General features: G+C 43.2%; 19 protein-coding genes. 7 read left to right on the top strand and 12 right to left on the bottom strand.

The genetic code is table 11. From position 1 onward, the window contains the following. Positions 1-142: 142 nt before the first annotated feature. The 4 genes from HC965_RS07500 (at position 143) to HC965_RS07485 (ending at position 7,203) form a co-directional block, all read left to right on the top strand. Positions 143-1,753: a CTP synthase gene (locus HC965_RS07500; protein WP_191030911.1), complete on the top strand. Its 1,611-nt coding sequence runs from the start codon at positions 143-145 to the stop codon at positions 1,751-1,753. A 26-nt stretch (positions 1,754-1,779) separates the two neighbouring features. Next, a complete protein-coding gene (gene yidC, locus HC965_RS07495) occupies positions 1,780-3,636 on the top strand; it encodes a membrane protein insertase YidC (protein WP_191030910.1) in 1,857 nt (618 codons plus the stop codon). An 84-nt stretch (positions 3,637-3,720) separates the two neighbouring features. Further along, positions 3,721-5,052 (top strand): multidrug efflux MATE transporter BexA, encoded by a 1,332-nt coding sequence (gene bexA, locus HC965_RS07490; RefSeq protein WP_191031397.1) that lies wholly within the window; start codon positions 3,721-3,723, stop codon positions 5,050-5,052. A gap of 48 nt (positions 5,053-5,100) precedes the next feature. Further along, the gene (locus tag HC965_RS07485; RefSeq protein ID WP_191030909.1) at positions 5,101-7,203 is read left to right on the top strand and encodes a S9 family peptidase; all 2,103 of its coding nucleotides are present in this window, start codon (positions 5,101-5,103) and stop codon (positions 7,201-7,203) included. A gap of 116 nt (positions 7,204-7,319) precedes the next feature. Here the strand turns inward: HC965_RS07485 and HC965_RS07480 are convergent, their stop codons facing one another. From HC965_RS07480 to HC965_RS07465, 4 genes are all read right to left on the bottom strand, one after another. Then, the gene (locus tag HC965_RS07480; RefSeq protein ID WP_191030908.1) at positions 7,320-7,826 is read right to left on the bottom strand and encodes a flavin reductase family protein; all 507 of its coding nucleotides are present in this window, start codon (positions 7,824-7,826) and stop codon (positions 7,320-7,322) included. Between the two features lie 22 nt (positions 7,827-7,848). Further along, the gene (locus HC965_RS07475; RefSeq protein ID WP_191030907.1) at positions 7,849-8,847 is read right to left on the bottom strand and encodes an MBL fold metallo-hydrolase; all 999 of its coding nucleotides are present in this window, start codon (positions 8,845-8,847) and stop codon (positions 7,849-7,851) included. A gap of 154 nt (positions 8,848-9,001) precedes the next feature. After that, positions 9,002-10,099, bottom strand: a complete 1,098-nt coding sequence (locus HC965_RS07470; protein WP_022139284.1) for a PspC domain-containing protein — start codon at positions 10,097-10,099, stop codon at positions 9,002-9,004. Between the two features lie 20 nt (positions 10,100-10,119). Continuing rightward, entirely contained in the window at positions 10,120-10,446 is a 327-nt protein-coding gene (locus tag HC965_RS07465) for a PadR family transcriptional regulator (protein WP_044653137.1), read from the bottom strand. 165 nt (positions 10,447-10,611) lie between these two features. Here HC965_RS07465 and HC965_RS07460 point away from each other — a divergent pair, with 165 nt between their 5' ends. After that, on the top strand, positions 10,612-11,109 hold the full coding sequence (locus tag HC965_RS07460; RefSeq protein ID WP_191030906.1) for a GNAT family N-acetyltransferase: 498 nt from the start codon (positions 10,612-10,614) through the stop codon (positions 11,107-11,109). 75 nt (positions 11,110-11,184) lie between these two features. Here the strand turns inward: HC965_RS07460 and HC965_RS07455 are convergent, their stop codons facing one another. The 3 genes from HC965_RS07455 to uvrA form a co-directional block, all read right to left on the bottom strand. Continuing rightward, positions 11,185-12,852, bottom strand: coding sequence for a peptide MFS transporter (locus HC965_RS07455; protein ID WP_191030905.1), 1,668 nt, complete (start codon positions 12,850-12,852; stop codon positions 11,185-11,187). 107 nt (positions 12,853-12,959) lie between these two features. Further along, positions 12,960-13,439: a Cys-tRNA(Pro) deacylase gene (gene ybaK / locus HC965_RS07450; protein ID WP_073346101.1), complete on the bottom strand. Its 480-nt coding sequence runs from the start codon at positions 13,437-13,439 to the stop codon at positions 12,960-12,962. A gap of 82 nt (positions 13,440-13,521) precedes the next feature. Beyond that, positions 13,522-16,347 (bottom strand): excinuclease ABC subunit UvrA, encoded by a 2,826-nt coding sequence (uvrA, locus tag HC965_RS07445; RefSeq protein WP_191031396.1) that lies wholly within the window; start codon positions 16,345-16,347, stop codon positions 13,522-13,524. 157 nt (positions 16,348-16,504) lie between these two features. Here uvrA and HC965_RS07440 point away from each other — a divergent pair, with 157 nt between their 5' ends. Together HC965_RS07440 and HC965_RS07435 are read left to right on the top strand one after the other, a co-directional pair. Continuing rightward, complete coding sequence (locus HC965_RS07440; RefSeq protein ID WP_191030904.1) at positions 16,505-18,268, top strand: LysM peptidoglycan-binding domain-containing protein; 1,764 nt, start codon at positions 16,505-16,507, stop codon at positions 18,266-18,268. Between the two features lie 7 nt (positions 18,269-18,275). Beyond that, positions 18,276-18,998: a porin family protein gene (locus tag HC965_RS07435; RefSeq protein WP_191030903.1), complete on the top strand. Its 723-nt coding sequence runs from the start codon at positions 18,276-18,278 to the stop codon at positions 18,996-18,998. 79 nt (positions 18,999-19,077) lie between these two features. On the opposite strand, the gene HC965_RS07430 is transcribed toward HC965_RS07435, so the two are convergent. From HC965_RS07430 to HC965_RS07410, 5 genes are all read right to left on the bottom strand, one after another. Next, positions 19,078-19,521, bottom strand: a complete 444-nt coding sequence (locus HC965_RS07430; RefSeq protein WP_191030902.1) for a DUF4293 domain-containing protein — start codon at positions 19,519-19,521, stop codon at positions 19,078-19,080. Positions 19,522-19,629: 108 nt separating this feature from the next. Then, a complete protein-coding gene (locus HC965_RS07425; protein ID WP_167965641.1) occupies positions 19,630-19,965 on the bottom strand; it encodes a DNA-directed RNA polymerase subunit omega in 336 nt (111 codons plus the stop codon). Between the two features lie 14 nt (positions 19,966-19,979). Then, positions 19,980-20,783, bottom strand: coding sequence for an outer membrane protein assembly factor BamD (locus HC965_RS07420; RefSeq protein ID WP_191030901.1), 804 nt, complete (start codon positions 20,781-20,783; stop codon positions 19,980-19,982). 262 nt (positions 20,784-21,045) lie between these two features. Beyond that, on the bottom strand, positions 21,046-21,471 hold the full coding sequence (locus tag HC965_RS07415) for an amino acid-binding protein (protein ID WP_167965643.1): 426 nt from the start codon (positions 21,469-21,471) through the stop codon (positions 21,046-21,048). Positions 21,472-21,502: 31 nt separating this feature from the next. Continuing rightward, positions 21,503-22,801: a phenylacetate--CoA ligase family protein gene (locus tag HC965_RS07410; RefSeq protein WP_191030900.1), complete on the bottom strand. Its 1,299-nt coding sequence runs from the start codon at positions 22,799-22,801 to the stop codon at positions 21,503-21,505. Positions 22,802-22,825 lie beyond the last annotated feature (24 nt).

The raw sequence follows: 22,825 nt of genomic DNA, 5'->3' as shown, positions 1-22,825 counted from the left end.
TCATAGGAATCTTTTAAAATTGCATTTTTTAATAAATTTGTAGCGGTGAAAGACAGCATTCTTCCTCTTTTTTTTATAATTTTGCGCTTTTTAAGTTCGTAAGAATACTACTAAGTAAACAATTTTTAAAACAGTTATAGCTGTGGGAGAAACAAAGTATATTTTCGTCACCGGTGGTGTTGCCTCTTCATTAGGAAAAGGTATCATCTCATCATCCATCGGTAAGTTGCTACAAGCAAGAGGTTATAATGTAACCATCCAGAAGTTTGACCCGTACATCAACATCGACCCGGGAACATTGAATCCATATGAGCACGGAGAGTGCTATGTTACCGTAGACGGACACGAAGCCGACCTCGACCTGGGACACTATGAGCGTTTCCTGGGCATTCAAACGACAAAGGCGAACAACATCACTACGGGACGTATCTACAAGAGCGTTATCGATAAGGAGCGCCGTGGAGATTATCTGGGTAAGACAATCCAGGTGATTCCTCATATCACGGATGAAATCAAACGGAATGTGAAACTACTCGGCAACAAGTACAAATTCGATTTTGTAATCACTGAAATCGGTGGTACGGTCGGCGACATCGAGTCACTCCCCTACCTCGAAAGTATCCGTCAGTTAAAATGGGAACTTGGCAAGAATGCTCTTTGCGTGCACTTGACTTATGTTCCTTATCTTGCTGCTGCCGGAGAACTGAAAACGAAACCGACACAACATTCGGTGAAGGAACTTCAGAGTGTAGGTATTCAGCCGGATGTACTGGTACTCCGTGCCGAACATCCGCTAAGCGACGGATTGCGCAAAAAGGTGGCACAGTTCTGTAATGTGGACGATAAGGCCGTAGTACAGTCTATCGACGCAGAAACAATCTACGAAGTACCTATCCTGATGCAAGCACAAGGACTGGACAGCACCATTCTTGAAAAGATGGGACTGCCGGTAGGAGAAACTCCGGGACTAGGCCCATGGCGCAAATTCCTGGAACGCCGTCACGCTGCAGAGACAAAAGAGCCGGTTAATATCGCTTTAGTCGGGAAATATGATTTGCAGGATGCTTATAAATCTATCCGTGAAGCTTTGTCACAGGCCGGTACTTACAATGACCGCAAGGTGGAAGTGCATTTCGTAAACAGTGAAAAGCTGACAGACGAGAATGTAGGTGAAGCGTTGAAAGGCATGGCTGGTGTTATGATTGGCCCGGGATTCGGCCAACGTGGTATTGACGGTAAGTTTGTGGCTATCAAATATACGCGTACACATGATATTCCGACTTTCGGTATTTGTCTGGGTATGCAATGTATCGCTATCGAATTTGCACGCAACGTACTGGGTTTTGCCGATGCCAACTCACGCGAGATGGATGAAAAGACTCCGCACAACGTGATCGACATCATGGAAGAACAGAAAGCAATCACCAATATGGGTGGAACGATGCGTTTGGGCGCTTACGAATGTGTATTGAATAAAGACTCCAAGACCTATCAGGCTTACGGACAGGAACACATTCAGGAACGTCACCGTCACCGCTATGAGTTCAACAATGACTATAAAGTACAGTACGAAGCTGCCGGCATGAAATGTGTAGGTATCAACCCTGAGTCGGATTTGGTGGAAATTGTAGAAATCCCGGCATTAAAGTGGTTCGTTGGTACACAGTTCCATCCGGAATACGGTAGTACGGTATTGAACCCGCACCCGTTGTTCGTAGCGTTTGTGAAAGCTGCTATCGAAAACGAAAAGTAAATTAGTAATTTGTAATTAAAATAAGAATGGATAAAAACACCATCACAGGTCTCGTTTTAATAGGTATATTATTGGTAGGATTCAGTTTTCTGAGCCGTCCCAGCGAGGAGCAGATAGCTGCACAAAAGAAATACTACGATTCTATTGCCGTGGTACAGCAGCAAGAGGAAGCGCTGAAGGCGAAAACGGAAGCTGCACTGGCTAACAGTAATAAAGAAGTAGCTGCATCAGTAGCCGATTCTTCCGCCCTGTTTTTCAATGCCATGCATGGAACAGACTCTAAAATCAGCATTCAGAATAATGTAGCGGAAATCACTTTCACGACGAAGGGCGGACGTGTATATTCAGCTATGCTGAAGGATTACATGGCACAGGATAAGAAGACTCCGGTCATGCTGTTCGACGGTGATGATGCTTCGATGAACTTCAACTTCTACAACAAGGAAGGGGCTATTCAGACAAAGGATTGTTTCTTTGAAGCAGTGAACAAGACGGATAGCAGTGTTACCATGCGTCTGGCTGCGAACAGCGAAAGCTATATCGACTTCATCTATACACTGAAACCGGACAGCTACCTGATGAACTTTGAAATCAAGGCTACAGGTATGGCAGACAAACTGGCAAGCACCAAGTATGTGGACATTGACTGGTCACAACGTGCCCGCCAACTGGAAAAAGGATTCACTTATGAAAATCGTTTGTCTGAACTGACTTATAAGGTTACGGGAGAAAGTGTAGATAATTTGTCAGCTGCCAAAGATGATGACAAGAAGTTGGAAAACCGCATTGACTGGGTGGCTTTCAAGAACCAGTTCTTCTCTTCTGTATTCATCGCCGAACAGGACTTCGAAAAGGTTTCTGTAAAATCGAGAATGGAACAGCAGGGAAGCGGATATATCAAGGATTACTCTGCTGAAATGAACACATTCTTCGACCCGACAGGCAAAGAGCCGACTGAGATGTATTTCTATTTTGGTCCGAACCACTTCAAGACGCTGAAAGCGCTGGATAAAGGTCGTACCGAGAAATGGGAACTTCACAGACTGGTATATCTGGGCTGGCCGTTGATTCGCTGGATCAACCAATTTATCACGATCAACGTATTCGACTGGTTGTCAGGTTGGGGCTTGAGCATGGGTATTGTGCTGTTAATTCTGACTATCATAGTGAAAGTCGTGGTTTATCCGGCTACCTGGAAAACGTATATGTCGTCTGCCAAGATGCGTGTATTGAAACCGAAAATCGACGAAATCAACAAGAAGTATCCGAAGCAGGAAGATGCAATGAAGAAACAGCAGGAGGTGATGGGCCTTTACAGCCAATACGGAGTAAGTCCGATGGGTGGCTGTCTGCCGATGTTATTGCAGTTCCCTATTTTGATGGCTTTGTTTATGTTTGTACCGAGTGCTATCGAGTTGCGCCAGCAGAGTTTCTTGTGGGCGGATGACCTTTCCACTTATGATGCGTTCATTACATTCCCATTCAATATTCCGTTCCTGGGCAATCACCTTAGCTTGTTCTGCTTGCTGATGACGGTGACCAATGTACTGAACACGAAGTACACAATGTCTATGCAGGATACAGGCGCGCAACCGCAAATGGCTGCCATGAAATGGATGATGTATCTGATGCCGATTATGTTCTTGTTTGTCTTGAACGATTATCCGTCAGGTTTGAATTATTATTATTTCGTGTCGACGTTGATTAGTGTGGGTACTATGATTCTGCTTCGTAAGACGACTAACGAAACAAAATTGTTGTCTATCCTTGAAGCGAAAAAGAAAGACCCGAAACAAGCGAAAAAGACCGGATTTGCTGCACGCCTGGAAGCAATGCAAAAGCAACAGGAGCAAATGCAGCAGCAAAGACAGAATAAGAAATAAGGTATAAAATCCTATTATATTCTACGAAAGCCGGACATCCTATTTTGGTTGCCCGGCTTTCTTTCTCTAAAAAAACAAGACATGATGAAAACTAAATATACGTATAAACAAATCTGGACAATCACCTACCCTATCCTAATCAGTCTGATTATGGAGCAAATGATTGGTATGACGGACACGGCTTTTTTGGGACGTGTCGGTGAAATCGAGTTGGGCGCGTCCGCTATTGCCGGTGTATATTATCTGGCTATTTTTATGATGGCATTCGGTTTCAGTATCGGTGCGCAGATATTGATTGCCCGCCGCAACGGGGAAGGAAACTACAAGGAAATCGGACCGATTTTCTATCAGGGTGTTTACTTCTTATTGGTAGTTGCCGCGATTTTATTCACGCTTTCTATTGTATTTTCACCGCATATATTGAAGAATATTATTTCGTCACCTCATATTTATGAAGCTGCCGAGAGTTATATTCATTGGCGTGTATATGGATTCTTCTTCTCTTTTGTCATGGTGATGTTCCGCGCTTTCTTCGTAGGTACGACGCAAACCAAGACACTGACGTTGAACTCCATCGTGATGGTACTCTCGAATGTGGTATTCAACTATATCCTGATCTTCGGTAAATTCGGTTTCCCACAGCTGGGAATTGCCGGTGCTGCCATCGGTTCTTCACTGGCGGAGATGGTGTCGGTGATTTTCTTTATCATCTATACATGGAAACGGATCGACTGCAAGAAGTATGCGCTGAATATCCTGCCTAAGTTCAAGGGGGATACGTTGAAACGGATTCTCAATGTTTCCGTGTGGACGATGATTCAGAATTTCGTTTCGTTGTCTACGTGGTTCATGTTCTTCCTGTTCGTGGAACATTTGGGAGAACGTTCGTTGGCAATCGCTAATATTATCCGTAATGTGTCGGGGATTCCGTTTATGGTTGCGATGGCGTTCGCCGCTACTTGCGGCTCACTGGTCAGTAACCTGATTGGCGCAGGTGAACAGGATTGTGTACGGGGAACAATCCGGCAACATATCCGTATCGGGTATGTATTTGTACTGCCGATATTGCTCTTTTTCTGTCTGTTCCCGGATCTGATTCTGCGTATCTATACGGATATACCGGATTTGAGGGCGGCATCTGTGCCTTCGCTTTGGGTATTGTGTTCGGCTTATCTGGTGTTAGTACCTGCCAACGTTTATTTCCAGTCGGTATCGGGTACGGGAAACACGCGTACCGCATTGGCTATGGAGCTTTGTGTACTGGCTATCTATGTGGCTTACGCGTCATACTTTATCTATTATCTGCGAGTTGATATTGCCTTCTGCTGGACTACGGAACATATATACGGTATTTTTATCCTCATCTTCTGTTATCAGTATATGAAGAAAGGAAACTGGCAGAAAAAGAAGATTTAAATCCTTTTTTCACTATCTTCGCAAGAAAATAAACATTTTATAAAATATATGAGACAAGCTAATTTATTTATGATGTCGGCAGCAATGTTGTTAGCAGCCTGCGGTGGAACCAAAGACGCAGGCAAGACGGACCAGGTGCTTATCGAGAAATCGGATATTAAGATTGAAGGGAAGCGCATGACTCCCGAAGCACTTTGGGCCATGGGACGTATCGGCGGATTCGCGGTATCGCCCGACGGAAAGAAAATTGCGTATACGGTGGCATATTACAGTGTACCGGAAAACAAGAGTAACCGCGAAGTCTTCGTGATGAACGCAGACGGAAGCGACAATCAGCAAATCACCCGTACCCCCTATCAGGAGAATGAGGTGACATGGATTAAAGGAGGTACCAAGCTCGCTTTTCTAAGCAATGACAACGGAAGCAGCCAGCTTTATGAGATGAATCCTGATGGTAGTGGACGCAAGCAGTTGACCAACTACGACGGTGACATCGAAGGATATTCTGTCTCGCCGGATGGCAAGAAACTCTTGTTTATCTCACAAGTCAAGACGAAAGAAAGTACAGCCGATAAATATCCGGATCTGCCGAAAGCTTCGGGGGTTATCATCACTGATTTGATGTACAAGCACTGGGATGAATGGGTGACGACTGCTCCGCATCCTTTCGTTGCTGATTTTGACGGTAACGGTATTTCCAATGTCGTGGATATTCTGGACGGTGAGCCGTATGAAAGTCCGATGAAGCCTTGGGGTGGCATCGAGCAACTTGCCTGGAACACGACTTCGGACAAAGTAGCTTATACTTGCCGCAAGAAGACCGGACTGGCGTATGCGATTTCTACCAATTCGGATATTTATATCTATGATCTGAATACGAAGAAGACGGAGAATATCACCGAAGAGAATAAAGGATATGATACCAATCCACAATATTCACCGGACGGCAAGTATATTGCTTGGCAGAGCATGGAGCGTGACGGTTACGAGGCTGATTTGAACCGTCTGTTTATCATGAACCTGGAAACGGGTGAAAAGCGTTTTGTCAGCAAGGCGTTCGAATCGAATGTGGATGCTTTTGTTTGGGGTGCAGATGCCAAGACAATCTATTTCACAGGTGTATGGCATGGAGAATCGCAGATTTATGCGCTTGATTTGGCGAATGATTCGGTAAAGGCGATTACTTCGGGAATGTATGACTACGAAGGTGTGGCTCTTTTCGGTGACAAGCTGATTGCTAAACGTCATTCCATGAGTATGGGTGATGAGATTTATACAGTGGCACTGGACGGAACAACCACTCAACTGACACAGGAAAACAAGCAGATTTATGACCAGTTGGAGATGGGAAAAGTGGAAGGTCGCTGGATGAAGACAACAGATGGTAAGGAGATGTTGACGTGGGTAATCTATCCGCCTCAATTCGATCCGAATAAGAAATATCCTACTTTGTTGTTCTGCGAGGGTGGCCCTCAAAGCCCGGTAAGTCAGTTCTGGTCTTATCGCTGGAACTTCCAGATTATGGCAGCTAATGATTATATCATCGTTGCTCCGAACCGTCGCGGTCTGCCGGGATTCGGTGTGGAATGGAATGAACAGATTAGCGGTGATTACGGCGGCCAGTGTATGAAGGATTACTTCACGGCTATTGACGAGATGGCTAAAGAACCGTATGTGGATAAGGACCGTTTGGGATGTGTGGGTGCCAGCTTCGGAGGATTCTCTGTATATTGGTTGGCCGGACATCATGACAAGCGCTTCAAGGCATTTATTGCCCATGACGGTATCTTTAATATGGAAATGCAATATTTGGAAACTGAAGAGAAATGGTTTGCCAACTGGGATATGGGCGGCGCTTACTGGGAAAAACAAAATCCGGTGGCACAGCGTACTTTCGCTAACTCCCCTCACCTCTTCGTAGAAAAATGGGATACTCCGATTCTCTGTATCCATGGAGAAAAAGACTATCGTATCCTGGCTAATCAGGCAATGGCTGCTTTCGATGCTGCCGTGATGCGTGGTGTCCCTGCCGAGCTGCTGATTTATCCGGATGAAAACCACTGGGTACTGAAACCTCAAAACGGGGTATTGTGGCAACGTACTTTCTTTGAATGGTTGGACACATGGGTAAAGAAAGCTCCATCCAAATAAGTTTTTAAGATACTAATCATAGTAGTATAAAAACATAGCAAAATAAAAGAAGGCTCTGTTCTCAATCTCTTGAGTTCAGAGCCTTCTCCGTTACATTCATAAAAAATCCGCTAAATTTATTCCGAATATATATTTTTAATTTCTACAATATACATTTTATGGAAACCGCCGTGGGCGCCACCGTACCACTTTTCTACTGATTCTTTATCCAAGAAACATTCCGGTTTGATACCGTCGGCATAGAGTTTCTTACATTCCAGACTCAGACGGGCTTGCTCGAACAATACATTTCCCTCTTCTGTAAATACAGGTTTCAATCCGGTTTCTTTCACTTTATCTATATTCCGTCCCGACTTGGAGCCACAGACTGCATGAATTTTCTTATTTTCTTCTCCTAAGAAGGACAACGTCAAATAGTCGCTTTTCTCTATAAATTCATATGTATAGCGTTCGGGGCGAACAAAAACAAAGGCTACGGGCTTATTCCACAACCAGCCGATGCCACCCCAACTTGCTGTCATTGTATTGAACTTCTCTTTTGTGCCGGCTGTGACCAGCATCCATTCTTTTCCGATTGTTTCGAAAAAATTCTCTTTCAGGTCTTTAACTTCTAACTTCTTCATCTCTTTATTCGTTCGTTTATAGTTATTTCTTCTTATTCAGTTTTACAATTTCTCCCAGATATGGAATCTCTACCGGAATCTTTCTTTTCTTTGCTTCTGCCGCAAAGACTTTCGGGGGATCGTGCAAAGGTTCGTCAGACAAGTCGAACGTACCATAATGCATCGGAATAGTAAGCCCGGCGCGCATTTCTTCGGCAGCGGTCAGGGATTCGTAAGGCGAGATATGATTGGGACGCATAAACCAACGGGGCTTGTATGCACCGATTCCCAGCAAAGCATAATCCGGTGAACCGAACAAGTCCGGGATTTCACGGAAGTGACTGGAATATCCTGTGTCACCGCTATAATAGAGTGAGATGCCATCGCCTTGCAGCATAAAGGCTCCCCACAATCGTTGTCCGCCGTCACGCACGGAACGTTTGCTCCAATGCTGTGCCGGAAGGAAGGTTATTTTGAGTCCTTCGTCTTCCATCTGCTGATACCAGCCGGCTTCAATTATCTTCATTTCAGGAAACCAATTCTGGATTAATTCTCCTGTTCCCAGTCCGCAGAAGAGTTTCATTTGCGGATTGTTCTTCAAGAGACGAGCGATACTTTGTTTATCCAAATGGTCGAAATGGTCGTGGCTGACGAGCAGATAATCAATCCCTGTAAAGATGTCAGGATTGGCGGGAAATTCGCTCTGACGCTTTACAAAAGGGATGCTGCCGAACACCGGATCGAACATGATTCTTTTGCCTGCCAATTGGAGAAAAAAGGAATTATGTCCCAACCATACCAGTGAGCCCCCTACCACTGCGTCCAGAGAACGAAGATAGCAGACTTTCGGATTCCACTTCACCGTCTTCTTTTCTTTTCGTTGTGGATTGGGCGAAAGACGCCATTTCAGTACACTTCCCATCCCCGGACGGAAGCGATGCTGTCTGTTAAAAAAGCGTCCGCGCACCATCGGGTTTCCTCTCCAATAAGGATTGACGGTAGCCAAACGTTCGTTTCTCCTAAAACATATATGTTCACCCATTTTTATTTCTTGAATACGTCTTTACAAACTTAATAAAAAATTCTCGATTTACTATAAATAAGAACAAACAAAAAATGTACCCCGGACACACTATCGGGGTACATTTAGTTATAAAAGAATAAATATTATCCTTTTTTAATAGAACAAGAGTTAGTTAAGAGCAGTGTAAGCCGTATAAAGGCAGTTGCCATCCGAGGGCTGAAAGGTTAATTACCATAATGACTGCACCCAATATCCATAGAATCAGCAACGACCATTTCAAGCCTGTCCCCATCGGTGACCAATGGAATAACTGGCGAAGAATAGTATAAAGGAAAGCTCCCAATGGAATACCAATCAGGGCGACTCCGGCAATCGTGCCAAGCAATGTCATCATAGGAGATACGGAAGTAACCGGTATCCAATTGATGGCAGGCAGCATTTCGTAAAGCAATGCCCCACCACTGACCGCTACCGCAACAGCAGCGAACACCAGGGCTACCAATACGACAGCCAATACGAACAATACAGGGCAGCAGATAATCACCAAAGCTACCAGAAATATCTTAAAGAGGACGGCAGCAATGGAAACAAACACATCTCCTACTTTCTGAAGAAAGGTACGGGGCTTTCCGGAATTCATATAGTTATTGACTCCGTCCGCTACCCGTTCGAAGCCGTCTGTCACCGTTTTACCAATATTTTCGATGGTCACCGCTTTTCCATGCATACTCAGCTTTTCTGCCGCTGTATGAGCTTCCGGTATAACAATCCATCCGATAATATAGAGTATGATCATCGGACAGTAAGGGACAAATACCAGAATGATCATCAGGATACGCACCAGGGTGATATCCCAATCAAAATAAGCCGCCAGTCCTGATGCTACACCACCCAGTAACTTATTGTCCGGATCGCGAAACCAACGGCGCGGAGCGGCAGTATGTGCATAACTCTGATTGCCGGAAGCTGACTGTTCCGTCTTTTTCTGTGAATCCGTGTCATCGTCAGTTATTCCGAAGTCTTCCGGTTTACCTACACGCGCTATAATTTCTTCCACATCCGATACAGTTATGACTTGTTTTCCTTCGGCTATTTTTTCGGCAAACAGTTCGGCAATACGCATTTCAATATCGTTTACGATTTCTTCCGCACCTTCCTGTTTACGAAAGTAATGCTTCAGATTAGACAGGTAATTATCTAACAGACGGTAGGCATCATCATCTATATGATAGACAGTTCCTCCTAAATTGATGGTCAAAGTCTTTTTCATTTTAATTTTTTCTTTTCGGATTATCTATTGGCAATATGGTTCACTGTTTCGTTCAATTCTTTCCAGGAGATTTCAAGTTCTCCCAGGAAGGCTTCTCCTCTCTCTGTGAGTTTGTAATATTTGCGGGGTGGCCCCTGCGTGGATTCCACCCATTCATAGCTCAACAAATCATCATTCTTCAAACGTGTCAGCAAAGGGTATAAAGTACCCTCTACCACAATTAGTTGGGCCTCTTTCAGTTTCTGAATGATGTCTGAAGCATAAGCAGGCTCCTTATGCAGCAAAAGCATGATGCAATATTCAAGCATGCCTTTTCTCATCTGGGATTTTACATTGTCTACTTTCATTATTCTCTTCTTTTGTATGGCACAAATATATGCATTACTTTAGTACCTTGCATTGCAAAGTACTATAAATTAATAATAATTAAAACATTAGAGAGCTTACACCTTATTATAAAAAGAAATAATGTCTATATTTGTGCCCGTTAAACCACAAAAAAGAAAATACGTATGTTTACTATTCGAAGAGCAACGGCCGACGATTGCGAACTTATCAATAAGATGGCAAAGGAAGTGTTTCCCGTCACTTACAATGAGATTTTATCTCCCGAACAACTGGATTATATGATGGACTGGATGTATGCCCCCCGAAATATTCTCAAGCAGATGGAAGAAGAAGGGCATGTCTATTTCATCGCTCACAAAGACGGTGAACTATGCGGATATGTTTCTGTGCAGCAACAGGAAAAAGACGTTTTTCATCTTCAGAAGATTTATGTCCTACCCCGCTTTCAGGGAACGCACTGTGGTAGTTTCCTGTTTAGAGAAGCGGTCAAGTATATAAAGGAAGTGCATCCGGAACCTTGCCTGATGGAGTTGAATGTGAATCGTAACAATAAGGCATTGCAGTTTTATGAGCATATGGGAATGAGGAAACTGCGGGAAGGGGATTTTCCAATTGGTAACGGTTATTATATGAATGATTATATAATGGGACTGGATATTTAATGGAAAAGGCTTGCAGAACACAATCTGCAAGCCTTTTCTTATGATTATAATCCGGTATTATTTACTAGATTTATTTTAAGCTACTTTTTCAAGTTTCTTCATGATAGAGAAGATGAACAGGGCTGATAACAGACAGCATACGATCAATACACTCCATACCATCCACAGTTGCATGCCACCCCACAGATAACCGATAATGGCAACCAGATAGTTACCGATAGCCGTAGCTACGAACCAGCCACCCATCATCATACCTTTATACTTGGGAGGAGCTACTTTCGACACGAAAGAAATACCCATCGGAGAAAGCAACAACTCTGCAAAAGTCAATACGAGATAAGTAGAGATCAACCAGTTGGGAGAAACCAAGACATCCGGGCTAATACCTGCTGTTTCCACTTCTTTCGGAGTAGGCAACCCCATAGAGCCAATAGCCAGAATCAAGAAACCACAGGCTGCAATCACCATACCGATACCGATTTTACGGGGTGCGGAAGGTTCTTTCTTTCTCTTGGCCAAATAACCAAAGACAGCCAAAGAAACCGGAGTCAGAGCCACTACAAAGAACGGATTGAACTGCTGGAATATTTGAGGAAGGATTTCTACGGTTGAATCCATGGAAGAATAGCTCCACGCCAATATACCCAATGAAGCTAGCACAGCAACACCTGCAATCGCTTTACCACGACCTGTTTTGGACTGGAAAAGAGAGAATGCACCATAAACGGCAATAATGACAAGAACCAGATTCCATACATCGAATCCAAGACGATCAAGTCCAGTCACGGATTGAGTCGTATAGTCACGTGCAAAGAATGTCATTGTCAAACCATTCTGATGGAATGCCATCCAGAAGAAGATAACCACAGCAAATACAAGCAACAAAGCAACAATACGTTCTTTCGTCTGTGCCGGAGTCAATTCCGGTTCATTATTGTTGCTGTTTACAGCTTTAGCCTGCTTGGAGTTATAATCCGCATGTTTGAACATGGAACGGCAGCACACATAGATTGCCATTGAAATAATCAGAGAAATACAGGCTACGGCAAAACCATAGTTATAGGCTTCTGACAGTTTCTCAATATAGATATTACAGAATGCGGCTGTATCACCGGCAAAGCCTTGCGCAGCCTGCAATCCGCTAAGGGCGGCGTTTCCTTCCGGAGTAATAGTTCCGTTAAGGAATTGATGTGCCAATGAAGGAATTTGAGCGTTATAAGTAAATCCTGCACCACCTAAGATATAGTTGGTAACTTTGGTTGCAGCCGTCGGAGCAAATAAAGCCCCTACGTTGATTGCCATATAGAATAAGCTGAAAGCAGTGTCGCGCTTTGAACTATATTCCGGAGAATCATAGAGGTTACCTACCATTACCTGCAAGTTTCCTTTAAAGAGTCCTGTTCCGCAAGCAATCAGAAACAGTGAACCGAACATCATCATCTTACCGGTGAGACTCGCTGCCGTAGGAATCGCCAGCAACAGATAACCGATAAACATGACAACAATACCTGTCGTCACCATCTTACCATAACCACACTTGTCAGCCAAGATACCGCCAATGAGAGGCATAAAATAAACTGCTGCCAGAAATGAACCAAAAATTGTAGAAGTCTCTGCTGCTGTATAACCAAATTTCGCTTGTAAGAAAAGTGTAAAGATAGCAAGCATCGTGTAGTAGCCAAAACGTTCGCCCGTGTTAGCCAAGGCTAAAGCGTATAGCCCTTTCGGTTGTCCTTCAAACATATAAACTAGAATATTAGATTAATAAAATTGATATTTTCTGCAAATATATACTTTTTTTAATTCATTCAAAGAATATGCAGTCATATTTGCTCTATAAATAATAGGATTTATTCCTCAAATAAACGACAAATTTCCGCCCGCGATTCGCGAATCAAATCTGCCGGAGCCAATTTTATCTGAAGTCCCCGAACTCCGGCACTGACATAGATATACGGAAATTGCCGGCAAGTTTCATGAATATAGGTAGGAAAATGTTTCTTCATGCCGATAGGAGAACAACCACCCCGGATATAGCCTGTAAGCGGCAAAAGTTCTTTCACAGGTATCAAATCGCATTTCTTGTTACCGGAAGCTTTTGCTGCCAATTTTAAATCGACTTCGTGTTCGCCCGGTATGACGCAGACAAAATATCCGCTCTTGTCGCCGTGAAGAACGAGCGTTTTGAATACTTGCTCTATGTTCTCGCCTAAGTTTGCTGCTACGTGAACGGCGCTCAGGTCATTTTCATCTACTTCATAGGGAATTAGCTCATAAGCTATTTTCGCCTTGTCCAGCAGCCGTGCGGCATTCGTTTTATTGATTTTCATTTTCGTTGTATTTATAAGGTATACTATGATAAGTGCCAACCCGCCGGAGACTGTCCGACAAGTTGGCACTTTATGATTCCGATTAAAGTCCCAGTTCTTCGCGAAGAAACTTAGGTGTATATCCTTTAGGGCTCTTCGCAACTTCTTCGGGTGTTCCGTAGCTAAGGAGTTCTCCCCCGCCCTTACCACCTTCAGGCCCCATGTCGATGATATAATCCGCCATTTTAATCACGTCCAGATTATGCTCGATCACAATTACCGTGTTGCCTTTGTCTACAAGTTTGTTCAGGACGCCCATCAATACGCGTATATCTTCAAAATGGAGTCCGGTAGTCGGTTCGTCCAGGATATAGAGGGTCTTGCCGGTATCTCTTTTGGAGAGTTCCGTTGCCAGTTTCACACGTTGACTCTCGCCGCCGGAAAGAGTGGTGGAAGATTGTCCCAACTTGATATATCCCAGTCCGACATCCTGTATGACTTTGATTTTATTCAGGATTTGCGGTACGTTCTCGAAGAATTCCACGGCACGATTGATTGTCATATCCAGTACATCGGCTATGGATTTCCCTTTAAAACGGACTTCCAGTGTTTCACGGTTGTAACGTTTGCCGTGGCAGACTTCACAGGGCACATAGATATCCGGCAGGAAATTCATTTCAATAGTCTTATAGCCATTCCCCGTACACGCTTCGCAACGACCGCCCGCAACATTAAAGGAAAAACGCCCCGGTTTATAACCGCGAATCTTCGCTTCCGGCAATCCGACAAACAAGTTACGGATATCCGAGAACACACCGGTGTAAGTGGCAGGATTGGAACGGGGGGTACGCCCCAGTGGAGACTGGTCAACGTTGACCACTTTATCTATATTTTCCAATCCTTCAATAGAATCGTATTCCAGAGGATCCTGCAAGGAACGATAGAATTTCTGCGAAAGGATGGGTTGTAATGTCTCATTAATTAAGGTAGACTTTCCACTTCCCGATACTCCCGTTACGCAAATCAGTTTTCCCAATGGAAATTCGACAGAAACATTTTTCAGGTTATTGCCTTTCGCCCCTTTCAGCCAAATAGATTTTCCGTTCCCTTTTCTACGTTTGGCGGGAACTTCTATCTTCATTTGTCCATTCAGGTATTGGGAAGTCATTGTGTCGGTCTTCACCATCTCCTGCGGAGTTCCGGCAAAGACTACTTCTCCACCCAGACGACCGGCTTTCGGTCCCATATCAATAACGTAATCGGCAGCCAACATCATATCTTTATCATGTTCCACTACAATCACGGAGTTTCCCATGTCACGGAGTTCTTTCAATGAATTGATAAGACGTAGGTTATCGCGTTGATGCAGACCGATACTCGGCTCGTCAAGAATATAAAGTACATTCACCAATTGGGAGCCGATTTGCGTTGCCAAACGGATACGCTGGCTCTCTCCACCGGAAAGGCTGACAGAACTACGGTTCAACGCCAGGTAGTCCAAACCGACATCCAACAGGAACTTCAAACGGGTACGGATCTCTTTCAGGATTTCCACCGCAATTTTCTTCTGTTTATCGGAAAGGAATTCATCGACTTTCATCAACCAGTCATATAACTCGTTGATGTCCATATTGGCCAGTTCATTGATATTCTTATCGTGAATACGGAAATGCAACGCTTCCTTATTCAATCGGGCGCCTTTACATTCGGGACAAACAGTTGTTTTAGCAAATTGTTCCGCCCATTTCTGTGCCGTAGCAGAGGCGTCTTTCTCCTGTAACATTTGGATATACTTCACCACACCTTCGTAAGTGACGAAGTAGTCAGAGGAAGTTCCGATCAGGGAGCTTTTGATTTTAATCCGTTCGTCAGAGCCATACAGGACTTCGTCAATCGCATCATCGGGTAATTCCTTTACGGGAGTTTTCAATGTTGCGTCGTACTTATCAAGCAGCGCTCCGATTTGCCAGAAAATCATGGCATTCTTATATTTTCCCAAAGGCGCTATTGCACCTTCATAAATAGAAAGATCACGGTCGGGAATCACTTTATCCACATCAATCTGATTGACTACACCCAGTCCTTTACACTTCGGACACGCTCCTTGCGGAGAGTTGAACGAGAAATTATGCGGAGCCGGTTCACGGTATGATAATCCGGTGACCGGACACATGAGACGTTTACTGTAATGACGGATGTTTTCCGACTGGGTATCCAGAATCATCATCAGGCCGTCACCTTGGCGCATGGCAGTTGCCACGCTCTGTTTCAGGCGTCGGTCATCCTTTTCAGTCACCACCAATTTATCAATAACCACTTCGACATCGTGGTTCTTATAGCGGTCGAGTTTCATGCCATGCGTTATTTCACGCACTTCACCATCTACCCGTACATATAAGTATCCTTTTTTGCGTACTTGCTCGAACAGTTCCCGGTAATGTCCCTTACGGGCACGAACCAGCGGGGCAAGCAGATATATTTTCTTTCCCTTATAATCCTTCAGGATCAAGTCCAGAATCTGTTCTTCAGTATATTTCACCATTTCCTCACCGGACAGGTACGAATAAGCCACTCCCGCACGGGCGTAGAGCAGACGGAGATAATCGTATATCTCGGTCGTTGTCCCTACGGTAGAACGAGGATTTTTATTCGTTGTTTTCTGTTCAATGGAAATAACCGGGCTCAAGCCTGTTATCTTATCGACGTCCGGACGTTCCAGGTTACCCAGAAAATTACGGGCATACGCTGAAAAGGTCTCGATATAGCGGCGTTGTCCTTCAGCAAAAATCGTATCAAAAGCCAGAGAAGATTTACCACTTCCGCTTAGTCCTGTGATGACAGTCAGACTGTTGCGGGGAATCTCGGCATCAATATCCTTCAAATTGTGTACGCGCGCACCGTACACGTTGATATATTCTGTTTCCTGCATATTCATATCTTCCATAAATGTTGCAAAATTAATGTTTCCGCCCGAAATATGCTCCTAAAAAAGCACAATATTATTTTCTTAACTCAAATCTTATGAAGATATAGGGCATTATTTGTACCTTTGTTCCTTGATTTCAAGAACCAATAGTTATAATTTGATGAAACCGATAAACCGAATATTCTTATTTCTGCTTTTTATAAGCGTTTCATACGCCGTCAGTTATGCACAGGAAAACCAGTCATATTTCTTGCATACCATCGAAAAAGGACAAAGTTTATACTCTATTTCCAAGATGTACAATGTCACTACATCGGATATTATCCGTTTGAATCCCGGTTGTGACAAGAAAATCTATGCCGGACAAACGATTAAGATTCCTAAAGGAAAAGAAAGCCAGAAAGGAGAAACCTTCCATACGATTCAAGCCGGAGAGACTTTGTACAAACTGACAACCATGTATAATGTATCCGCGAAAGATATTTGTGAAGCCAATCCCGGTTTAAGTGCCGAGAATTTCCGTATCGGACAAGTAATCCTGATTCCACAGAAAGAGGAAAAGGAAGTTGCCGTGCAGACACCACCGGTTGAGCAAAGCAATATCCAAGGCCCTGTGGTTCCCAGATGCAAGGATATGCATAAGGTGAAACGTAAAGAAACTATTTTCAGTGTGAGCCGTGAATATGGTATCAGCGAACAGGAATTGATTGCCGCCAATCCCGAATTGAAAAAGGGAATGAAAAAAGGACAGTTCCTTTGTATCCCCTACCCGGCAGCAACTACCGTACAGCCTACTCAAAAAGAAGATCCTTATGCTATTCCACCGAGCAACAGCGAACTTTTCCGTAAGAGCAAAGAGACTCCCAAAGAGATGTCTACCATTAAAGCTGCATTAATACTGCCTTTCCAGGAAGACAAACGTATGGTGGAATATTACGAAGGTTTCCTCATGGCAGTAGATAGCCTGAAACGCACTGGTACTTCGCTCGATTTATATGTATATGACAGTGGTAAGGATATTTCTACCTTAAATACGATTCTTGCCAAAAACGAGATGAAGAAGATGGATGTAATCTTTGGCCCGATGCATCAGAACCAAATTAAACCTTTATCCGATTTTGCAGAAAAGAATGATATCCGTCTGGTGATTCCTTTCTCACAGAAAGGTGAAGAGGTATTCAATAATCCTGCCGTTTATCAAATCAATACGCCACAATCTTATTTGTATTCGGAAGTCTATGAGCATTTTACCCGTCAATTTCCTAATGCACACGTTATCTTTATTGAGCCGACAATTGCCGATAAGGAGAAAGCGGAATTTATCAGTGGCTTGAAGCAGGAGCTGAAAAGCAAGGGAATCTCAATGCAGACAGTCAACGAAAGCGCTACGAAAGAAACACTGAAGGCAGCACTTCGTAATGACAAAGAGAACATCTTTATTCCAACGTCAAGCACGAATGTGTTACTAATTAAGGCACTACCACAGTTAACTCTGTTAGTCAGAGACAACCCCGAACAAAATATTCACTTGTTTGGCTACCCGGAATGGCAAATTTATACTAAAGACCATTTAGATAGTTTCTTTGAACTGGATGTATATTTCTACTCTTCGTTTTATACGAATACATTATTCCCGGCGGCTGTGCAATTCACCAATGACTACCATAAATGGTACAGCAAGGATTTAACAAGCAAATTTCCAAACTATGCAATGCTTGGATTTGATACTGGTTTCTTCTTCCTGAAAGGCTTGTCACGCTATGGCTCGGAACTTGAAAATAATCTGCCTAAAATGAGCCTGACTCCTATTCAGACGGGATTCAAATTCCAGCGTGTGAACAACTGGGGTGGATTTATTAATAAGAAGGTGTTCTTCATACGTTTCACTAAGAATTTTGAATTAGTAAAACTAGACTTCGAATAATACGAAAATGATAAAGATAAAACCATTTTTGATCGCAGCACTCCTGCTTACAGGTTTTACTCTGCCTGCTACTGCCCAAATCGGAGAAGCACGAAGTAATTTATCTGTGGGTATCAACGGCGGCGTCAACCTAAATAGCGCCTCTTTCACTCCGACCATCAAGCAAAATAGCCTGATGGGTATTACCGGTGGATTGACAGCACGTTATATTTCCGAAAAGTATTTTGCCATGATTTGCGGTGCACAAGTCGAACTGAACGTCTCGCAACGAGGTTGGGAACAGTATTTCGAAATACCCGGAGAAAATGGAGAACCAGTAAAGGACCCAAGTCAAATCTATACTCGTAAAATGACCTATATTGATATTCCCTTCCTCGCACATCTTGCTTTCGGGCGAGACAGAGGATTGCAATTTTTCATCCATGCAGGTCCTCAAATTGGTTTCCTAATCAGTGAATCCGAGACAATAGATGGAATAAATATGGATAACTTGTCCAACACTCAAAAAGCAGTATATGGCGTCAAGATTCAGAATAAATTTGATTATGGTATTGCCGGCGGTGGCGGTGTGGAACTCAGAACAAAGAAAGCAGGTAGTTTTATTGTAGAAGGGCGTTATTACTTTGCCCTGTCCGATTTCTATAGTACTACGAAAAAAGATTATTTTGCACGTGCGGCGCATGGCACAATTACCATAAAGCTCACTTACTTGTTCGATCTGAAGAAATAAAGCACCGCTTTAGAGATCAAAAAGCACCGCTTTAGAATGGCTAAAGCGGTGCTTTTTGTATCAAATATGAATGCTCAAATTATCTCAATCTATCCGCAGCTTTTACCATTACTTCATCCCGTCCAATGGCACGAATAGCCAATACATTCAGAACAATAGAAATAAGCGGCAAGCATAGCGCCCAACCAATACGGAACAAGTTCGCGTCATTCTTCAATGCAAAATAAAAAGCAAGGAAGGCAATATAATAACCGACTAACAGCAGGCTATTGAAAATCGTCATACGAATCTGCAACATACGGTTCTTAAACAATAAGATTGTAGCGGCAGCAACCAAGGTGCTAAGCATTAAAATGCCAAACAACCCCCATGTGGACTGGAAAGCGCCGTTTACGCCCATTCCTAAAGCCTTAAAAGGATGCTCTCCCATTGTATCAGTAAAGTAGCCCATCGGCAAACACATTGCCGCAATCAGCAAACCTGCAACAATCAGTAAATAAACTGTTTGAATCCGTTGAATCATAAGTCTTTTTTATAGTAGTTAAGTTAAACAATAATAGCCAAGCAATAAGGAGCAGGGATTATTATCCCACTTACTACTTGACTATCAATCTTTTCGTCAGAAAATAGATTACTGAAGTTTTTCCTTTTCCTTAGCAGGATTTCTATAATATATTTTCCCTTCGATGTATTCTTGCGTAGCAATCAAGTCCGGTTTCGGCAATTTCTCATAGTAACGAGAAATTTCGATTTGCTCTCTATTTTCAAATACCTCTTCCAAGTTGTCATTGTAAGAAGCAAACTCTGCCAATTTCTTAGAAAGATCACTTTTGATTTCCACACTGATCTGATTTGCACGCTTACCGATAATGGCAACAGTTTCATAAACATTCCCTGTATCAGAACAGAGTTCCATCATGTCACGAGTTACTGTTGTAACAGGAGCATTCGTCTTTTTGTAGTCCATAAATCTATTTAAATTTAGTCTTTAATTACTTTCTGTGATTCATTGAATATTCTTTCTGCCTCTTTCAGGTACTTGCTTTCAGGGAATTCATTCTTAAAAGCATAATATTCATCAATCGCTTCACGATAACGATCCATCTTCTTATCTTCCACACTAAAAATAGCCATTTCGTGTCTTGCACGCAGAATCAAAATGGAAAGTTCTTCGCGATAATCTGTATAAGGATAATCCTTCAGGGCATTCTGTGCTGTGATGACACAAGACTCATAGTTGTTACCCATGTAATTACCCAGGTTATAGTATAGTTTGGCTGAATAAAGCTCTTTCAGCACCAACTTATCTTGCAAAGCGAAAATCATATCCTGTGCTTCCTGCTTCTTTGTGCTGCTCGGGAAGTATTCCATGAACATCTGCAACTGCTGGATAGCCTGATAAGTGCTTGATTGATCCAAACGTGGTTCCGGAGTATCCAGGAATAATGCCTTACCTGCATGGAAACGTGCCAGCTCGGTAAAAGTACCACGCGGATAGGTATTGAAATAGGTGATAAATGTCTGGGCAGCCGTCTGATAATCTTTCTGATTATAGTAGCTCATTCCCAACATATACAAAGACTCTTCTGCCTTGTCTGTTCCTTTCAGAATGGTAATTAACTCATTCAACAGAGTAGCCGAACGGTTATACTGTCCTTTCGCAAAATAGTTTTTGGCGGCTTCGTACTTGTATTCGTAATCGGTGCTTTTCAGCAATTTATTATACTCCCCACATGACGTAAGAGTGGCTGCCGCAAGCAAAGTTATAATGATATTTTTCTTCATCCTATTTAAAAATAATGCGCAAAGTTACTTATTCGCCGGGAATTTAGCAATTAATCTATGTTTTTTAATACATAAAAGGCGTTAAACATCGACAAAAGGGGAGAAAATGACGGTGAATTGTTAGTGATAAACCGTAAACGGGGTCAATAAACAATAATGACGGTATATGCCCGGGATAGTGACGGTATCGTTATTATATAGTGACGCTATCCCCACCGGATAGCGTCACTATTTTTTCTATGTTTATCACTCACTGCTATATTTACAGTTTATACAAATCGCTTGCTGCCAGCAGATCGACCTTCTTTTCTTTCAGTACCTCAATACATTTATCCAGATTGCTCGGGCGAATCACTACGTTAGCGATATTGTTATTAGCAAACGAATACATATATTCGATAAACACTCCTTCATCGGATAAAAATCCCAGAACTTTAGCCAAAGCGCCCGGTACGTTGGGACAGCTAATGCCGACCACATCGGTCACATTCACTGCAAAATGATTATCTTTCAAAGCTTTATATGCTCTATCCGGGTCGGATACTATTCCACGCAAAATGCCGAAATCAGCATTTTCTGCGATGCACAAGGCAGAAAGGTTGATATTCTCCTTCGCCAGCACTTCAGTCACTTCCGTCAGACGGCCTGACTTATTTTCCAAAAAGATAGAAAGTTGTTTTGCTACCATGATCGTAAAGTATTATATGTAAGTTCAGGTATTAAATTTTTCTGTTATCAATCACTCGTTTCGCTTTGCCTACACTACGTTCAATGCTACGCGGCTCTACCAGCTTCACGCCGACTCCCAATCCGAGTACGCTTTGCAGACGTCCCGCCAGTTTCTTCTTCAAGGCCAGCATCTTGTTAATCTCGTCAGAATAGAATTCAGGACGTACTTCCACCTGAAGTTCCATGGTGTCGGTATTGTTTGCACGATCTACAATCAGCAGATAATGCGGTTCGAATTCTGCCATTTCAAGAATAACGGATTCAATCTGTGTCGGGAATACGTTCACACCGCGGATAATCAACATATCGTCACTACGTCCCAAGATACGATCCATACGTACCAATGTACGTCCACATGAACATTTATCATGATGCAAGGCAGTCAAGTCACGCGTACGGTAACGAAGCAACGGCATACCTTCCTTCGTCAGATGGGTAAATACCAATTCACCTGTTTGTCCGGGTTCTACCGGTTGCAACGTATTCGGAGCAATAATTTCAGGGAAGTAATGGTCTTCATTCAAGTGAGTACCCTGTTGGCATTCACATTCATAACCGACACCAGGGCCAGCTATTTCACTCAAACCATAAATATCGTAAGCTTTAATACCGAGTTTCTCCTCGATCTCATGACGCATATGTTCCGTCCAGGGTTCTGCACCGAAAGCTCCTACTTTCAGTTTGAAATCTTCGCGTGGCAAACCGGAATCCTTAATGGCATCCGCCAGATAGAGTGCATAAGATGGTGTACAGCAAAGTACTGTAGAGCCGAAATCATGCATGAGGGTTATTTGTTTTTCGGTATTACCACTGGACATCGGAATAACGGAAGCTCCGATATTTTCGGCTCCGGCATGCGCACCCAGTCCACCCGTGAAAAGCCCGTATCCATAAGATACCTGAAATATATCAGAACGGCCAGCTCCGTAGGCTGTAAAAGCACGGGAGATACATTCCGCCCATGAGGACAAGTCCTTACGGGTATATCCAACGACTGTCGGTTTTCCGGTAGTACCGGAAGATGCGTGGATACGTACAATCTGACTCATCGGCACGGCACAAAGTCCGAATGGATAATTATCTCTTAAATCATGTTTCGTGGTAAACGGCAGTTTTACAATATCATCAATGCTATTGATATCGTCGGGAGTAATTCCCATTTCCTGCATCTTCTTCCGATAGAAGGGCGTGTTGTGATAAACGTAATCTACAATTTTCTTGAGTCGTATGCTTTGAATCTTGCGAAGACTTTCGCGGTCCATACACTCAATGCTCTCATTCCAAATCATGTGTTTCTGGTATTACTAGTTGTA

This window comes from Bacteroides sp. GM023 (genome assembly GCF_014750685.1).
Classification (GTDB): Bacteria; Bacteroidota; Bacteroidia; order Bacteroidales; family Bacteroidaceae; genus Bacteroides.
This window is presented reverse-complemented; position numbering and strand designations above follow the sequence as displayed.

Coding starts and splice junctions, on each gene's coding strand:
- yidC (WP_191030910.1), top strand. CDS start 1,780: ATGGATAAAAACACCATCACAGGTCTCGTTTTAATAGGTATATTATTG.
- bexA (WP_191031397.1), top strand. CDS start 3,721: ATGAAAACTAAATATACGTATAAACAAATCTGGACAATCACCTACCCT.
- HC965_RS07485 (WP_191030909.1), top strand. CDS start 5,101: ATGAGACAAGCTAATTTATTTATGATGTCGGCAGCAATGTTGTTAGCA.
- HC965_RS07480 (WP_191030908.1), bottom strand. CDS start 7,826: ATGAAGAAGTTAGAAGTTAAAGACCTGAAAGAGAATTTTTTCGAAACA.
- HC965_RS07475 (WP_191030907.1), bottom strand. CDS start 8,847: ATGGGTGAACATATATGTTTTAGGAGAAACGAACGTTTGGCTACCGTC.
- HC965_RS07470 (WP_022139284.1), bottom strand. CDS start 10,099: ATGAAAAAGACTTTGACCATCAATTTAGGAGGAACTGTCTATCATATA.
- HC965_RS07465 (WP_044653137.1), bottom strand. CDS start 10,446: ATGAAAGTAGACAATGTAAAATCCCAGATGAGAAAAGGCATGCTTGAA.
- HC965_RS07460 (WP_191030906.1), top strand. CDS start 10,612: ATGTTTACTATTCGAAGAGCAACGGCCGACGATTGCGAACTTATCAAT.
- HC965_RS07455 (WP_191030905.1), bottom strand. CDS start 12,852: ATGTTTGAAGGACAACCGAAAGGGCTATACGCTTTAGCCTTGGCTAAC.
- ybaK (WP_073346101.1), bottom strand. CDS start 13,439: ATGAAAATCAATAAAACGAATGCCGCACGGCTGCTGGACAAGGCGAAA.
- uvrA (WP_191031396.1), bottom strand. CDS start 16,347: ATGCAGGAAACAGAATATATCAACGTGTACGGTGCGCGCGTACACAAT.
- HC965_RS07440 (WP_191030904.1), top strand. CDS start 16,505: ATGAAACCGATAAACCGAATATTCTTATTTCTGCTTTTTATAAGCGTT.
- HC965_RS07435 (WP_191030903.1), top strand. CDS start 18,276: ATGATAAAGATAAAACCATTTTTGATCGCAGCACTCCTGCTTACAGGT.
- HC965_RS07430 (WP_191030902.1), bottom strand. CDS start 19,521: ATGATTCAACGGATTCAAACAGTTTATTTACTGATTGTTGCAGGTTTG.
- HC965_RS07425 (WP_167965641.1), bottom strand. CDS start 19,965: ATGGACTACAAAAAGACGAATGCTCCTGTTACAACAGTAACTCGTGAC.
- HC965_RS07420 (WP_191030901.1), bottom strand. CDS start 20,783: ATGAAGAAAAATATCATTATAACTTTGCTTGCGGCAGCCACTCTTACG.
- HC965_RS07415 (WP_167965643.1), bottom strand. CDS start 21,471: ATGGTAGCAAAACAACTTTCTATCTTTTTGGAAAATAAGTCAGGCCGT.
- HC965_RS07410 (WP_191030900.1), bottom strand. CDS start 22,801: ATGATTTGGAATGAGAGCATTGAGTGTATGGACCGCGAAAGTCTTCGC.